This window comes from Kitasatospora sp. NPDC094016 (genome assembly GCF_040304045.1).
In the GTDB taxonomy this organism is placed as follows: Bacteria; Actinomycetota; Actinomycetes; order Streptomycetales; family Streptomycetaceae; genus Kitasatospora.
Window position 1 is genome coordinate 1 of record NZ_JBEOUK010000012.1, and the last position, 16,578, is coordinate 16,578.

At 74.7% G+C, this 16,578-nt stretch carries 3 protein-coding genes; all 3 read right to left on the reverse strand.

Annotation, left to right across the window (positions count from 1 at the left end; all coding sequences use genetic code 11):
* Window positions 1-14,711, reverse strand: a 14,711-nt coding sequence (locus ABT015_RS14050; RefSeq protein WP_350879208.1) for a non-ribosomal peptide synthetase, incomplete at its 3' end; no start/stop codon positions are given.
* Window positions 14,712-14,825: 114 nt separating this feature from the next.
* Window positions 14,826-15,800 (reverse strand): ATP-binding cassette domain-containing protein, encoded by a 975-nt coding sequence (locus tag ABT015_RS14055; protein WP_350879209.1) that lies wholly within the window; start codon window positions 15,798-15,800, stop codon window positions 14,826-14,828.
* A gap of 140 nt (window positions 15,801-15,940) precedes the next feature.
* Complete coding sequence (locus ABT015_RS14060; RefSeq protein WP_350879211.1) at window positions 15,941-16,309, reverse strand: DUF5132 domain-containing protein; 369 nt, start codon at window positions 16,307-16,309, stop codon at window positions 15,941-15,943.
* Window positions 16,310-16,578: the final 269 nt, after the last annotated feature.

Genomic DNA, 16,578 nt, shown 5'->3' on the forward strand with positions numbered 1-16,578 from the left:
TGGGTGACGTCGAACCGACGGTCCGTCAGAGCCTCCAACGGAGCCCCGGCCGGGGCCAGCACGAGGGCGGCGCCGGTCAACAGGGCGCTGCACAGATCCCAGAACGACGCGTCGAAACTGGGCGAGGCGAACTGCAACACCCGGCTGCCCGACGCCACGCCGAGCCGATCGACCTGCGCCGCCACCAGACCCGACACCCCGGAATGGCTCACCACCACACCCTTGGGACGACCCGTCGACCCCGAGGTGTAGATCACGTACGCCGGGTGCCGGGCGTCCACCACGACACCCGGATCGGCCTCCGGCCAGTCTCCTCCGGTCACCATCGTCGGATCGTCGACCAGCAGCGCCGGGCAGGCGTCCTCCAGCATGTACGCGATCCGCGACGCCGGGTACGACGGGTCCACCGGCAGGTACGCGGCACCGGCCTTCAGGACACCCAGGACGGCCACCACCGACTCCACCGAGCGCGGCAGCGCCACCGCCACGACCTGCTCCGGACCGACACCCCGGGCGATCAGCCCATGCGCGAACCGGTTCGCCCGCGCACTCACCTGGCGGTACGTCAGCGAGACGTCGCCATGGACAAGGGCGATCGCGTCCGGCGTCGCCGCCGCCTGCGCCGCGAACAGCTCCGGCAGGCTCGCCGTGGCCGCCGCACCGTCGACGGCGGGCAGCAGCTCGCGCCGCTCCTCGGCGGACAGCAGGTCGATCCCGCCGATCGGCCGGTCCGGATCGGCGGCGACCGCCGCCAGCAGCCTGGTCCACCGCGCGACCAGCGCCTCGACCGTCGAGCGGTCGAACAGGTCGGTGCCGTACTCGACCGCACCGCTGAGCCCGGCCGGCTCGCCGTCCGGTCCGTACTCCTCCGCGAACCCGAAGGTGAGGTCGAGCCGCGCGGTCCCGGTGAGCACGGTCACCCCGGAGACCAGGAGACCCGGCAGCTCGAAGTCACCACCCGGCGCGTTCTGCACGACCAGCCCGGTCTGGAACAGCGGGTGGTGGGACAGCGAGCGGGCGGGGTTCAGCGCCTCCACCAGGTGTTCGAACGGCACGTCCTGGTGCGCGTACGCCTCCAGCGCCGTCTCCCGCACCCGCCGCAGCAGCTCGGCGAAAGTCGGATCGCCGCTCGTGTCGGTGCGCAGCACCAGGGTGTTGATGAAGAACCCGACGAGGTCGTCCAGCGCCTCGTCGGTCCGGCCCGCGATCGGGCTGCCGATCGGGATGTCCGTCCCCGCGCCCAGCCGGGTGTACAGCGCGGCGAGCGCGGCCTGCAGCACCATGAACAGGGTCGCACCCGAGCGTCGCGCCAACCCCACCAGCGCGGCGTGCAGTTCGGCATCGATCCGGAGTTCCAGCAGGTCGCCGCCGTACGACATGGTGGCCGGGCGCGGCCGGTCGGCAGGCAGCTGCAGCTGCTCGGGCAGCCCGGCCAGCGCCTCCGTCCAGTAGGTGACCTGGCGGGCGAACACGCTGTCGGCGTCCTGCTCGTCGCCCAGGATCTCGTGCTGCCACAGGGTGTAGTCGCCGTACGTCACCGGCAGCGGCGGCCAGGCCGGCGCCCCGCCACCGTGCCGGGCCGTGTAGGCGGTCGCCAGGTCACGGGCCAGCGGGCCCATGGACCAGCCGTCCCCGACGATGTGGTGCATGACCAGCAGCAGCACGTGCTCGTCCGGCGCCACCGCGAACAGCTCCGCCCGCAGCGGCACTTCCGAGGTCAGGTCGAAGCCGCGCACCGCCGCCTCGCGCAGCAGGGCGGCCAGCTCCGCCCGGCCGGCCGCGCGCACGGTCAGCGGGACAGCCGCCTCGGCTGCGTCCAGCACCCGCTGGTACGGGACTCCGGCGAGGTGCGGGAAGACCGTGCGCAGGGTCTCGTGCCGGGCCACCACGTCCGCGAGCGCGGCGCTCAGCGCCTCCCGGTCGAGGTCGCCGGTCAGCCGCAGTGCCAGCGGCATGTGGTAGGTGGCGCTCGGCGCCCCGAACTGCTGGAGGAACCAGAGCCGACGCTGGGCGAACGACAGCGGCATCGGCTCGCGGCGGGGCCGGGGCGCCAGGGCCTGCCGCGCGGCGCCGGCGCCGTGCAGCCCGGCCGCCAGTCCGGCGGGTGTCGGGGCCCGGAACAGGCTTCGCAGCTCCAGTTCGACCCCGAGCGTCGCCCGGACCCGGGAGACCAGCCGGGTCGCCAGCAGCGAGTGCCCGCCCAGCTCGAAGAAGTCCTCGTCGACCCCGACCCGGGCGAGGCCCAGCACCTCGGCGAACAGCTCGCACAGGATCTGCTCCTGCGGGGTGCGCGGCGCGCGGCCGCCGGCGGCCGGGCTCACCGCCTCGGGCGCGGGCAGCGCCGCCCGGTCCAGCTTGCCGTTCGGGGTCAGCGGCAGCGCGTCGAGCAGCACGAAGGCGGACGGCACCAGGTAGTCCGGCAGCCGCTCCCGCAGGTACGCCGCCAGCGCCGCCGCCGTCACCCCGCCCCCGGTGGGCACCACGTACGCGACGACCCTGGCCTCGTCCCGGTCCTCGCGGGCGAGCACCGCCACCTGGGCCACGCCCGGGTGCGCGGCCAGCACCGCCTCGATCTCGCCGGGCTCGACCCGGAAGCCGCGCACCTTCACCTGGTGGTCCACCCGACCGGCGAACTCCAGCTCGCCTTCCCCAGCCTCCGGCCGGGGGGACCCGCATGCCCGCCAGCGCACCACATCGCCGGTGCGGTACATCAGCGAGCCCGCCGGGCCGTACGGGTCGGCGACGAAGCGCCCGGCGGTCAGCCCGGGCCGGTTCAGGTAGCCCCGGGCGAGCCCCGCCCCGGCGAGGTACAGCTCGCCGAGCACCCCGGGGGCGACCGGCCGCAGGGACGAATCCAGCACGTACACCCGGCAGTTGGCGATCGGACGGCCGATCGGCACCGGCAGCGGGCAGTCGGCGGGGTCGGCCGGCAGCGGGTACGCGGTGATCACATGGGTCTCGGCGGGCCCGTAGTGGTTGTGCAGCGTCAGGCCCGGGCGACGGGCCTGGAAGCGGCGCACCGCGCCGCCGAGCCGCATCGCCTCACCGGCCTGCGCGACCAGCCGCAGACTCGGCAGCTCCAGTCCGGCCTCCTCCGCGGCCTCGGCCAGCGCCTCGACCACCAGGTTGGGTGCGAACAGCTCGGCGACCTGGTGCCGGTCCAGCCAGTGCGCGAACAGCTCGGCGCTGCGCCGCTGCTCCTCGGTCGGCACCACCAGCGTCTTGCCGTACAGCAGCGCGGAGAGCACCTCCTGCACCGAGACGTCGAAGCTGATCGCGGTGAACTGGGCGACACGCGCGCCTGGTTCGCCGCCGACGGCCCGGTGGTGCCACGCCAGCAGGTTCAGCAGTCCGGCGGCGGGCATCACCACGGCCTTGGGCATGCCGGTCGAGCCGGACGTGTAGATGACGTAGGCCGGGTGCCGGGCGTCCACGGCGACGGCCGGATCGTGCTCCGGCTGCTCCTCACACGGTGTGACGGCCGCGAGGTCGTCGAGCACCACGACCGGCCGCGCGTCCTCCAGCATGTACGCGATGCGGGCGGCCGGGTAGTCCGGGTCGACCGGCAGGTACGCGGCGCCGGTCTTGAGCACCGCGAGGACGGCCACCACCAGTTCGGCGGAGCGCGGCAGCCGCAGGGCGACGACCTGCTCCGGCCCCACCCCGCGGGCGATCAGCGCGTGCGCCAGGCGGTTGGCCCGGCGGTTCAGCTCGCGGTAGGTCAGTTCGGTGGACTCGAACAGCACCGCCGGGGCCTCCGGGGTCGCCCGGACCTGCGCCTCGAACAGCGCCGGCAGCGTGGCGGCGGGAACCGTACGCGCGGTGTCGTTGCGCGCGACCAGCAGCTCGTGCCGCTCCTCGGCGGTGAGCACGTCGATCCGGCTGAGCGGCCGGTCCGGCTCGGCGACCACCGCCGCCAGCAGCCGCAGCCACCGGCCGACCAGGGCCTCCACCGTGGCGTGGTCGAACAGGTCGGCGCGGTACTCGACCCGCCCGACGATGCCCTCGGCGGTCCCGCCGCCGCGCTCCAGCAGGTGGAAGCCGAGGTCGAACATCGTCGTCGGCGTCCGCACCAGGACGATCTCGGCGGCCAGGCCGCTCAGCGTGAAGTCCGTGCGAGGCGTGTTCTGCAGCGCGAGCAGCACCTGGAAAAGCGGCTGACGGGCGAGCGACCGGGCCGGGTTGACGGCCTCGACGACCTGCTCGAAGGGCAGGTCCTGGTGCGCGTACGCGCCGAGCGCGCCCTCCCGGACCCGGCCCAGCAGCTCGGCGAAGGTCGGATCGCCCGAGGTGTCCGTACGGAGCACCAGGGTGTTGACGAAGAACCCGACCAGATCGTCCAGCGCCTGGTCGGTCCGGCCCGCGATCAGGCTGCCGACCGGGATGTCCGTGCCCGCGCCGAGCTTGTCCAGCAGCGATGCCAGGGCGGCCTGCAGCACCATGTACACACTGGCGCCGTGCTCCCGGCCCAACCGGACCAGCCCGGCGTGCAGTTCCGCGTCCAGTTCGACCGCGAGGTGGCCGCCGGAGTGGGAGGGGGTCGCGGGGCGGTGGCGGTCGGCGGGGAGCCGGATCTGCTCCGGCAGGTCCGCCAGCGTCCGCTTCCAGTAGGCCGTCTGACGGCCGAACAGGCTGTCCTGGTCGGTGGATTCGCCGAGCAGTTCGTGCTGCCACAGGGCGTAGTCGGCGTACTGCACGGGCAGCGGCGCCCACCGCGGTTCCTCGCCCCGACGGCGGGCCGCGTACGCGGTGGCCAGGTCGGCGGCCAGCGGGCCCAGCGACCAGCCGTCACCGGCGATGTGGTGGATCACCAGCAGCAGCACGTGCTCGTCCGGCCCCGTCTCGAACAGCTCGGCGCGCAGCGGCGGTTCGGCCGCGAGGTCGAATCCGCGCGCCGCCGTCGTCGCCAGCAGCCCCGGCAGGTCCGCCTCGCGGACCCGGGTGACGGGCAGCCGCGGCGGGGCGGTCCCGGCGTCCAGCACGTCCTGGTGGGGCACCCCGTCGACCTGGGGGTAGATCGTGCGCAGGCTCTCGTGCCGGGCGACGACGTCACCGAGAGCCGCGTGCAGGGCGGCCCGGTCGAGCTCGCCCGTCAGCCGCCACGCCAACGGCATGTTGTAGACCGGGCCGGCGTCCTCCAGCTGGTGCAGGAACCACAGCCGCTGCTGCGCGAAGGACAGCGGTACGGTGCCGGGCCGCTCCGCGCGGCGCAGCGCGAGCCGTGCCCGGCCGGCCCCGCCAAGCCCGGCGGCGAGCCCGGCCACCGTCGGCGTCTCGAACAGGGTGCGCAGCTCCAGCTCCACCCCGAGGGCCGCGCGTGCCCGGGCGACCAGCCTGGTCGCGAGCAGCGAGTGCCCGCCGAGGTCGAAGAAGTCGTCGTCGACCCCGACCCCGGCCACGCCGAGCACCTCGGCGAACAGCCCGGCGAGGATGTGCTCCTGCGCAGTGCGCGGGGCCTGGCCGGCCCGTGCCGCGGTGTACACGGGCTCGGGCAGGGCCCGCCGGTCCAGCTTGCCGTTGACCGTCAGCGGCAGGTTCTCCAGGGGCACGAACGCGGCCGGGACCATGTAGTCCGGCAGCCGCTCGCGCAGGTACGCCCGCAGCGCCTCCGGCCGGAGTTCCGCCCCGGCGACGGGCACCGGGTAGGCGACCAGGCGCCGGTCCTGCGCCCGGGCCTGCCGGACGATCACGGCGGCCCGGGCGACCTGCGGGTGTTCCGCCAGTGCCGCCTCGATCTCGCCGAGTTCGATCCGGAAGCCCCGGACCTTGACCTGGTCGTCGGTCCGGCCGAGGAAGTCCAGGTTGCCGGACGCGTCCCAGCGCACCAGGTCCCCGGTGCGGTACATCCGGGAGCCGGCCGGCCCGGACGGGTCCGCCACGAAGCGGCCCGCGGTCAGCCCCGGCCGGTTCAGGTAGCCGCGGGCCAGGCCCGCGCCGGCGATGTACAGCTCGCCCGGCACACCGGCGGGCACCGGTTGCAGCGCGGCGTCGAGCACGTGCAGCCGCACGCCTCCGAGCGGCCGGCCGATGACCGGGCGCGGGCTCGACGCCGTCGGCGCGGCCACCGAGTCCACGGTGCACTCGGAGGGCCCGTAGTAGTTCAGGGAGAACACCCCGTCGGCCGCCCGCAGCCGCTCCCACAGCTGCTCCGGGACGGCCTCCCCGCCCAGTCCGATCATCGCGGGACGCCACTGCGGGTGGTCCAGCAGGCCTCGCTCGACGAGGACCTGGAGGTAGGACGGCGTTCCGCCGACGGTGGCCAGCCCGGTCCGCGCGGCGTACGCGAGGTAGGCGTCCGGGTCGGACCAGGTCGCCTCGTCCAGGACGTGCAGCTCGTGGCCGGCGAACAGGGCGAACAGCTGGTCGCAGGAGCCGTCGAAGGACACGGACGTGGTCAGTCCCACCCGCATCCGCTCCCCCGTCCGGAAGACCAGCGGGCACTGCTCGGCGAACAGGTTGGCCAGACCGCCGTGCGTCGCGACCACGCCCTTCGGCCTGCCGGTCGAACCGGAGGTGTAGATGGCGTAGACCGGGTGGTCCGGGTCGACGGCCACCGCGGGGTCCGTCGCCGGGTGACCCGCCACCAGGCGGGCCGTCTCCGGGTCATCGGCCTCCAGCCATCCGGCCGGGCCGTCCGGCAGCCGGCCCCGGGTGGCGGCGTCGGTCAGCCCCAGGACCGGCCGGGCGTCGTCGAGCATGTACCCGATCCGCGCGGCCGGGTACTCCGGGTCGACCGGGAGGTACGCCGCGCCGGTCTTGAGCACCGCGAGGATCGCCACCACCAGCCCGGCCGAGCGCGGCAGCGCCACCGCCACCAGCCGTTCCGGGCCGGCGCCCCGGGCGATCAGGGCGTGCGCCAGCCGGTTGGCCCGCGCGTCCAGCTCCGCGTACGTCAGCGAGGCCTCCGGCGTCACCACCGCGACGGCGTCCGGGTGCTCCCCCGCCCGGGCCCGGAACAGCTCCGGCAGGCTCGCGGTGAAGGGCCGCGCCGCCGGGCCGGTGCCCAGGGCCGTCAGCTCGTCGCACTCCTCCGCGGTGAGCAGGCCGAAGCGGCTGAGCCGCCGCCCGGGGTCGGCGACGGCGGCGCGGAGCAGCCGCTCCCAGCGCCGGATCATCGTCTCGACGGTGGCCGGGTCGTACAGGTCACGCGCGTACTCGGCGGACCCGTCGATCCCCTCCGGAGAGCCGTCCTCGGCGTGCCGCTCGGACATGGTGAAGATCAGGTCGAGCTTGGCGGTGGTCGAGGTCGACGGCACGTCCTCGACGCGCAGTCCGGGCGGCGCGAAGTCGGCGCGGGGTGCGTTCTGCAGCACCAGCATGACCTGGAACAGCGGGTGGTGCGACAGCGACCGGGAAGGGTTCAGGACCTCGACCAGGTATTCGAACGGAAGGTCCTGGTGGGCGTACCCGGCCAGCGCGGTGTCCCGGACCCTGCCCAGCAGCTCGGCGAAGGTCGGATCGCCCGAGGTGTCGGTGCGGAACACCAGGGTGTTGACGAAGTAGCCGACCAGCTCGTCCTGTGCCTGGTCGGTCCGGCCCGCGACCGGGCTGGCGACCGGGATGTCGTCGCCCGCGCCGAGCTTGCTCAGCAGCGCCGCCAGCCCCGCCTGGAGCACCATGAAGAGGCTGGTGCCGTGCGCGCGGGCGAGCTCGCGCAGGCCGCGGTGCAGCTCGGCGTCCAGCCCGGCGTGCACGGAACCGCCCCGGTGCGAGGCGACGGCCGGGCGGGGCCGGTCGGTGGGCAGCTGGATCCGCTCCGGCAGATCCGCCAACTGCCGGGTCCAGTAGGCCGCCTGGCGGGCGAACAGGCTGTCCTGGTCGGTGGATTCGCCCAGCAGTTCGTGCTGCCACAGGGTGTAGTCGGCGTACTGGACCGGCAGTTCCTCCCACCGGGGCTCCTCGCCCCGGCAGCGCGCCGTGTAGGCGGCGGTCAGGCCCTGCGCGAGCGGGCCCAGCGACCAGCCGTCGCCCGCGATGTGGTGGAGCACCAGCTGGAACACGTGCTCGTCCGGTGCCAGCTCGAACAGCTCGGCCCGCAGCGGCACGTCGACCGCCAGGTCGAAGCGGCGGGCCTTCGCTTCCGCCATGACGGCCGGCAGCCCGGCCTCGGTGGTGCGGCTCAGCTGCAGGCGGGGGCGGGCCGCCACGACGTCCAGCACCTGCTGGTGCGGCACGCCGTCCACCGCCGGGAAGACGGTGCGCAGGCTCTCGTGCCGGGCCACCACGTCCGCCACGGCGGCCTCCAGGGCCCGCCGGTCCAGGCCTCCGGACAGCCGCCACGCGAGGGAGATGTGGTAGTTGGCGCTGGCGCCCTCCAGCTGGTGCAGGAACCACAGCCGCCGCTGGGCGAACGACAGCGGGATCGCCTCGGGGCGCTCGCGCCGCGCCAGGGCGGCCTGCGCCGGTCCGGCCGCCACCAGGGCTGCGGCCAGGCCGGCCGGGGTCGGCGCCCCGAACAGGGTGCGCAGCGGCATCTCGACGCCGAGCGTCGCGCGGATCCGGGCCGCCAGGCGGGTGGCCAGCAGGGAGTGACCGCCGAGGTCGAAGAAGCCGTCTTCGACGCCGGCCGACGCCACGCCCAGGACCTCGGCGAACAGCTCGCAGAGGATCTGCTCCTGCGGGGTGCGCGGCGCGCGGGCGGTGGCCGCCGGGGCGAGGTCGGGGGCGGGCAGGGCCCGGTGGTCCAGCTTGCCGTTCGCGGTCAGCGGCAGCGCGTCCAGCACCACGAACGCGGAGGGCACCAGGTGCTCCGGCAGCCGCTCGGCCAGGTAGGCGCGCAGCTCGGCCGGGCGCGGGGCGGCCTCGTCGGCCGGCACCAGGTAGGCGACCAGGCGGGTGTCGTCGGCGCGGTCCTGCCGGGCGAGGACGGCGGTCTGGGCGATGCCGGGGTGCGCGGCGAGCGCCGACTCGATCTCGCCGAGCTCGATCCGGAAGCCGCGCACCTTCACCTGCTGGTCGGCCCGGCCGACGAAGCTCAGGCTGCGGTCCGCAGCCCGGCGCACCACGTCGCCGCTGCGGTACATCCGGGAGCCGGCCGGGCCGAAGGGGTCGGCGACGAAGCGCCCGGCGGTCAGGCCGGGCCGGTTCAGGTAGCCGCGCGCCAGGCCGGGGCCGGCGACGTACAGCTCGCCGGGCACGCCCGGGGCCACCGGCCGCAGGTGGGGATCCAGCACGTAGGCGCGCAGGTCCGGCAGGGCCGTGCCGATCTGCCCGGCGGCGTCGCCTGAGCCGTCGAGCGCGGTGTGCGTGACGTGCACGGTGGTCTCGGTGATGCCGTACATGTTGACCAGCCGCGGCGCGCCGTCCGGGTGCCGCTGGTACCAGCTCGCCAGCCGGGCGTGTTCCAACGCCTCGCCGCCGAACACCACGGTGCGCAGGGCGAGTTCGGGCCCCTCCTCGCGGTCCGCCTGCATCAGCTGGTAGAACGCCGAGGGCGTCTGGTTGAGCACCGTCACCCGCTCGCGGGCGAGGAGTTCCAGGAACCGGCCGGGCGAGCGGCTGGTCTCGTGGTCGACGACCACCAGCCGGCCGCCGTGCAGCAGCGGGCCCCACAGTTCCCAGACCGAGAAGTCGAAGGCGTAGGAGTGGAAGAGCGTCCACACGTCCTCGGCGGAGAAGCCGAACAACTCCCGGGTGGTGTCGAACAGCCGCACCACGTTGCGGTGCGGGACCACGACGCCCTTGGGGTGGCCGGTGGAGCCGGAGGTGTGGATGACGTAGGCCGCCTGCCCGGGATCGACCGCGACCGGCGGGTCGGTGTCCGGCTGTCCGGCCAGGTCGGCGGTGTCCAGCAGCAACCGGTCCACGCCGTCCGCTCCCGGCAGCTCGCCGGCCGCGCCGGTCGTCACCAGCAGCGCGGGTCGGCCGTCCTGGAGCAGGTAGGCGATCCGGGCCGCCGGGTACTGCGGGTCCACCGGGAGGTACGCGCCGCCCGCCTTCAGTACGGCGAGCACCGCCACGACCTGCTCCGCCGAGCGCGGCAGGGCCAGCGCCACCAGCTGCTCCGGGCCCACCCCCCGCGCGATCAGGGCGTGCGCGAGCCGGTTCGCCCGGGCGTTCAACTCACCGTAGGTCAGGGTGACTTCGCCGTCCGTCAGGGCCACTGCGGCCGGGTTCGCCCGCACCTGCCGCTCGAACAGCGCGGTCAGGCCGCTCTCCGGCAGCTGCTCGCCCTGGTCGGCAGGAGCCGGGAGCAGCGCCCGGAGCTCCTCGGCGGACAGCACGTCCACCCGGCCGATCCGACGGCCCGGGTCGGCGACCACGGCCCGGAGCAGGCGCAGCCACCGATCGACGATCCCGGCCGCGGTGGCCGCGTCGAACAGGTCGGTGCTGTACTCCAGCACGCCCGACAGGCCGTCCTCGCCGGGCCGTTCGGCCAGGACGAAGGTCAGGTCGCACTTGGCCGTCCCCGTGGGGACCAGGTCGGTCGTCACCCGCAGCCCCGGCAGCTCGAAGCCGCCGAGCGGCGCGTTCTGCAGGGCGAGCATGGTCTGGAACAGCGGGTGGTGCGCCAACGTCCGGGTCGGGTTCAGCGCCTCCACCAGGTGCTCGAACGGCACGTCCTGGTGGGCGTACGCGGCCAGCGCGTCCGCGCGTACCCGGCCGAGGAGTTCGGTGAAGGTCGGGTCGCCGGAGAGGTCGGTGCGCAGCACCAGGGTGTTGACGAAGCAGCCGACCAGCTCGTCCACGGCCTCGTCGGTGCGCCCGGCGATCGGTGTGCCGATCGGGACGTCGGTGCCCGCGCCGAGTTTGCCCAGCAGGGCGGCCAGTCCGGCCTGGAGCGCCATGAAGAGGCTGGCCCCGCCGTCCCGGGCGAGCGCGCGCAGGCCCTGGTGGAGCTCGGCGTCGATCCGCACCGGCAGGTGGGCGCCCCGGTAGGACATCGCGGTCGGCCGGGGCCGGTCGAACGGCAGCTCGACCTGCTCCGGGAGGTCGGCCAACTGTTCCTGCCAGTAGGCGAGTTGGCCATTCAGCAGACTTTGCGGGTCGGCGCCGTCGCCGAGCAGCGCCCGCTGCCACAGGGTGTAGTCGGCGTACTGGACGGGCAGCGGCGACCACTCCGGCTTCGCGCCCTCGGAACGGGCCGCGTAGGCGGCCGTCAGGTCCCGCGAGAGCGGTCCCGTCGACCAGCCGTCACCGGCGATGTGGTGCACCACCAGCAGCAGCACGTGCTCCTCGGCCGCCGTCCGGAAGAGTTCGGCGTGCAGCGGCGGCTCCTCGGCGAGGTCGAACCCGTACCGGGCCGCCTGCGCCAGCCGCTCCGGCAGCTCGCGTTCGTCGAGTTCGGTCACCCGCAACCGCGGCCGGGCCTCCTCGGGGCCCAGCACCTGCTGGCACGGCGCGCCGTCGACCGTGGGGAAGACGGTGCGCAGGCTCTCGTGCCGCTCGACGAGGTCCGCCAGGGCGGCCTCCAGGACCCGCTGGTCCAGGCTTCCGGACAGCCGCAGGGCCAGCGGGATGTTGTAGGTGGCGCTCGGGCCCTCCATGCGGTGCAGGAACCACAGCCGGCGCTGCGCGAAGGACAGCGGAACGGTCTCCGGCCGCTCGCGCCGCTCCAGCGCCGGACGCGCCCGACCCGCGACGTCCACGGCGGCGGCGAGTTCCGCCACCGTGGGCGCGTCGAACAGGTCGCCGAGCCTCAGCTCCACACCGAGGACCGAGCGGGCCCGGGCGACCAGCCGGGTGGCCAGCAGGGAGTGTCCGCCGAGGTCGAAGAAGCTGTCGTCCAGCCCGGGCTCGGACACCCCGAGCACCTCGGCGAACAGCCCCACGAGCAGGTGCTCGGTCGCGGTGCGCGGAGCACGGCCCGGCGCGGCGGGCTGCCGCTCGGGTGCCGGCAGGGCCCGCCGGTCGAGCTTGCCGTTCGGGGTCAGCGGCAGCGCGTCGAGCAGCACGTACGCGGTCGGCACCATGTGCCGGGGCAGTCGGTCCCGCAGGTGGTCACGCAGGGCGGTGTCGGTCACGGTGGTGCCGGGCTCGGGCACCGCGTAGGCGACCAGCCGGGGTTCTTCCCCGGTGCGCACCAGCACGGCGGCCCGGGCGACCAGCGGGTGCTCGGCGAGGACGGCCTCGACCTCGCCCGGTTCCACCCGGAAGCCGCGGATCTTCACCTGGTCGTCCGTGCGCCCGAGGAACTCCAGGCTGCCGGACTCCTCCCAGCGCACCCGGTCCCCGGTGCGGTACATCCGGGAGCCGACCGGCCCGAACGGGTCCGCCACGAACCGCCCGGCGGTCAGCCCCGGCCGGTTGAGGTAGCCGCGGGCCAGGCCCGCGCCCGCGATGTACAGCTCACCCGCCGCACCGGCCGGCAGCGGCCGCAGGGCGCCGTCGAGCACGTACAGCCGGGCGCCCGCGACGGGCCGGCCGATCACCGGGTGCGGGCTCGAACCAGCCTGTGCGACAACCGAGTTGACCGTGCATTCGGACGGCCCGTAGAGGTTGAGGCCACGCACCCCCTCAGCCTTCCGCAGGTCCGCCCAGAGCTGCTCCGGGACGGCCTCGCCGCCCGCCGCGACCAGCGCCGGCCGCCACCGCGGGTCGCTCAGCAGCCCGTGCGCGACCAGGACCCGGAGGTAGGACGGGGTGGCCTCGACGTAGTCGAGGCCACAGCGCGCGGCGTAGCCGACGAAGGCGTCCGGGTCGGTCCAGGTCGCGTGGTCCAGGACGTGCAGCTCGTGGCCCCCGAACAGGGCGAGCAGCTGGTTCCAGGAGGCGTCGAACGACACCGACGTGGTCAGCGCCACCCGCAGCCGCCGCCGCTCCTCCAGCACCGGCGCGAAGTGCACCTGCCGCAGGTCGGTGAGCAGGTTGAGCAGGCCGCCGTGGGTCGGCGCCACGCCCTTGGGCCGTCCGGTGGAACCGGAGGTGTAGATGACGTACGCGGGGTGGCCCGGATCGATGTCCACCGCCGGGTCCGCCGCCGGACGACCCGCCACCAGGGCAGCCGTCCGCGGGTGGTCGAGCACCAGCCGTTCGACGGGCCCGGCCCCGGGCAGCCGCCCCTCGCCGCGGGAGTCCGTGACCACCAGGTCCGGGCGGGCGTCGTCCAGCAGGTAGGCGATCCGGGCGGTCGGGTACTCGGGGTCCACCGGAACGTACGCCGCGCCGGTCTTGAGCACCGCGAGGATCGCCACCACCAGCTCGGCCGAGCGCGGCAGGGCGACCGCCACCAGCCGCTCCGGGCCCGCGCCCCGGGCGATCAGGGTGTGCGCCAGCCGGTTGGCCCGCGCGTCCAGCTCCGCATAGGTCAGAGAAACGTCGCCGCACACCAGCGCGACCAGCTCCGGGGTCGCCCGGACGTGCTCGCGGAACAGCTCCGGCAGGCTCGCGGCCGGGGCCGGCGCCACCGGCCCGGCGCCGAGCACCGCCAGCTCGCGTCGCTCCTCGGCGGTGAGCAGTTCGATCCGGCCCACCGGCTCGTCCTGGTCGCAGTCCGCGAGGGTGTCCAGCAGCGCGAGCAGTCGCTGCTGGTGGGCGGCGAGGTCGTCGTCGCCGTACGCCTCCGGCGAGCCGTGCAGCCGGAGCAGCGGCGGGTTCCCGTCCCGGTAGTCGAAGACCCAGACGGCGAGGTCGGTGGTCGACCCGGACACGAAGTGGTGCACGTCGGCGGGGTGCCCGGCGAAGCTCGGCCTGGAGTTGAACGCCATGATGTTGACGATCAGCGGGAACGCCGTTCCGATGCCGCCGGGCGCGCCGAGGTCGCGCAGTAGGTCCTCGCTGCGGTAGCGCTCGTGGGCGACGGCCGTCCCGACCTCCCGCGCCGCCTGGGCGACGAGTTCGCGCCACGGCATGTCCGGGCGCACCGTCAGGCGCAGCGGCACCACGTTGGACATGGCGCCCGGCACCGCCGTCAGGTCGCGGTCGGCGCCCCGACGGGCGGTGACGGGCATGGCGAGCACCACGTCCTGGTCGCCGGTCAGCCGGTGGGCGTAGAGCGCCGTCGCCGCGATCAGCAGCCGGGACCACCGGACGCCGGAACGTCCCGCCGCCGCCCGCAGGGCGTCCGGGCGGTGCAGTTCCCGCTCCTCGGCCAGGCGGAGGGCTCGGTGCGGGTCGGTCGCGGGGGTGTCGGTGAGTCGGGTCGGGGCGGGCAGGTCGGCGAAGCGCTCGGTCCAGTAGGCGCGGTCGGCGGCGAAGTCGGTGGACGCGCGGTAGGCGGCGTCGCTGTCGACCAGCTCCCGCAGCGAGCCGAACGGGCACGGCGGTACGGCGTCGCCCTCGGCGAGCGCCGAGTACACCTCGCCGACCCGCTGCCGGAGCATGGCGCTGCTGATCGCGTCGAGCACCACGTGGTGGTAGTTCAGGTACCAGAGGAATTCCGTCGGCGACGCCTTGATCAGCGCATGGCCGAACAGCGGGTCGCGGGCGAGGTCCAGCGGGCGCAGCAGGTCCCGTTCCATCCACTCCTCGGCGGCCGCGCGGGGGTCGGGCTCCCCGCTGAGGTCGAGGTGCGCGGGCGCCCAGTCCCAACTCTCCCGGAGGACCTGGCGCGGGCCCTCGCCGTCGTCGACGAAGGTCACGTGCAGGGCGTCGACCTCGTCGACGACCTGGCGCAGCGCGGTCTCGAACAGCTCCCGGTCCACCGGCCCGTGGATCTCCAGGCACTCGCCGACGCGGTAGCCCGGGATCGGCGTCCGGGAGCTCTGCTCGGCGAGCCAGATCTCGCGCTGGGCGGCTGTCAGGGGAAGCGCGTCGCCGTCGCGACGGGACATGGGGGTACCTCCGAAAGTGTGGGCAGGCGTGGTGGCGGGGCACACCGGGGCGCGCCGACCGCGGTGGCGTCACGCGGTCGGCGGGCGGGTGGCGGGTGGCGCGGCTTTCTGCGGTCAGGCGGCGAGTTCGCCGGCCTGGAGCTGCCAGAGGGATGCGTAGAGTCCCTGCCGGGCGAGGAGTTCGTCGTGGGTGCCCTGTTCGGCGACCACGCCGCCCTTGTCCATGACGTAGATCCGATCGGCGTGGCGGACGGTGGAGAGCCGGTGGGCGATGATGACCACCGTCCGGTCCGCCGCGAAGCCGCGGAGCGTGCGCTGGATGGCGGCCTCGGTCTCGTTGTCCACGGCGGAGGTCGCCTCGTCCAGGACCACGACCGGCGCGTCCTTGAGGATCGCGCGCGCCAGGGCGATCCGCTGCCGCTGGCCGCCCGACAGCGCGGCGGCCCGGTAGAGGCGGCGCTGGCGCGGTCCGACGATCTCCAGCAGGGGGCGGCGTCCGGCCCCGACCCCGACCCCGACCCCGACCGCGTCACGGGACTCGTCGACCGTTCCGTGCCAGGCCTTCCGGAGGACGGCCGCGGTCGCCGCCGCCACCCCGCCCACCGCCACCAGCTGCCTGCTCAACGCCGACCCCTTGATCAGCGCGATCCCGGCCGCCACCCCGCCACCGACGGCGAGCACCGGTCGCACGACCAGGCCCCGGTCGGCCCGCGGGGCCGGCGCGGCGGCGGGCCGAGCGGGGGCGGCCGTTCCGGTCGGGCCCTGCGCGACCAGGGCGACGGCCCTGCGGACGATCCGGCCGACATCCGTGGCACGCACCCGCGCATCGTGCCGGACGAGCACCCCGCCGGTGACCGGGTTGGCCTGGGCCCCGGTGATCCCGGGAACGCGACGCAGCGCGGCGGCGAGGACCTCGGCCGTCCGGGGCCGTCCGAGCACCAGCTTGACGTCCCAGCGCTGGCGGCCCGGAACGACCGAGCGCGGGCTCGCGTCCAATTCCACGGAGCGGAATCCGGCTGCGGCGCCCAGTAGCGATGGCATGTGTACGATCACCTGTTTGCGGAGGTCGCGGGAATCCGTCACGGACATGACGGAGTACGGCGACGAAGTGGGAATTCTGGAAGCGAATGCGCGACGGCCGACAGGACTGCGGTCGGCCGCCGCCCGGGCACATTCCACCGAAACCGATCCGAATGCGCGCCCGGCGGCGGCCGGTCTCCGGACGGCCGTCAGTTCGCCTTGCCGGCGCCTGCGGTCGCGCGGATCTTGGGGGCCCTCGGGTCCCCCTCGGCCTGGTGGACCCGCTCGGCGGCCTCGTCCCGCACAGCGCTCGGGGCGACGCTCGGGGCGGCGGTGCGCTGACCGTCGTCCGAGCGGGTTCCGGTGTCACCTGCGGTGGCCTGGGCCGCCACCATGTCGGCGGCCACCTCGGCCGCGAGGTCGTGGATGTTCTCCCCGGCCTCGTGGGCGGCCTTCTTCACCTCCAGGACGAGGCCGACGGACGTCTTGACGACGCCGCGCACCAGCGGCTTGAGCAGGCGCTTGGCCAGTGGCGCGACGATGAGGCCGATCAGGAAGGGCGGTACTACGGGCGGCATGATGCTCCATCCTCTCTACACACAGGTATGACAAGGAACCCGGGCACTGCGAACACCGGAGCAGCGCACTGCCGGGCGAACGGAAGCATTCCACCTCGGAATCCGGGATTCACCTACCGAACCGAATCACCGCGCACCAGAACTCGCCGTCCGACCTCTCCGTCACGGTAGTCGAACCATGTCCACCGGAGCCAAGCAGCCTCAGCCGGTTCACTCTTGTGGGTGTTTATGGCCGCCTCGCGCATCCTGAATCACAGCGCACCACTACA

Bases quoted from the DNA above. Each gene is read 5' to 3' on its own strand.
- ABT015_RS14055 (WP_350879209.1), bottom strand. From the start codon at position 15,800: ATGTCCGTGACGGATTCCCGCGACCTCCGCAAACAGGTGATCGTACAC.
- ABT015_RS14060 (WP_350879211.1), bottom strand. From the start codon at position 16,309: ATGCCGCCCGTAGTACCGCCCTTCCTGATCGGCCTCATCGTCGCGCCA.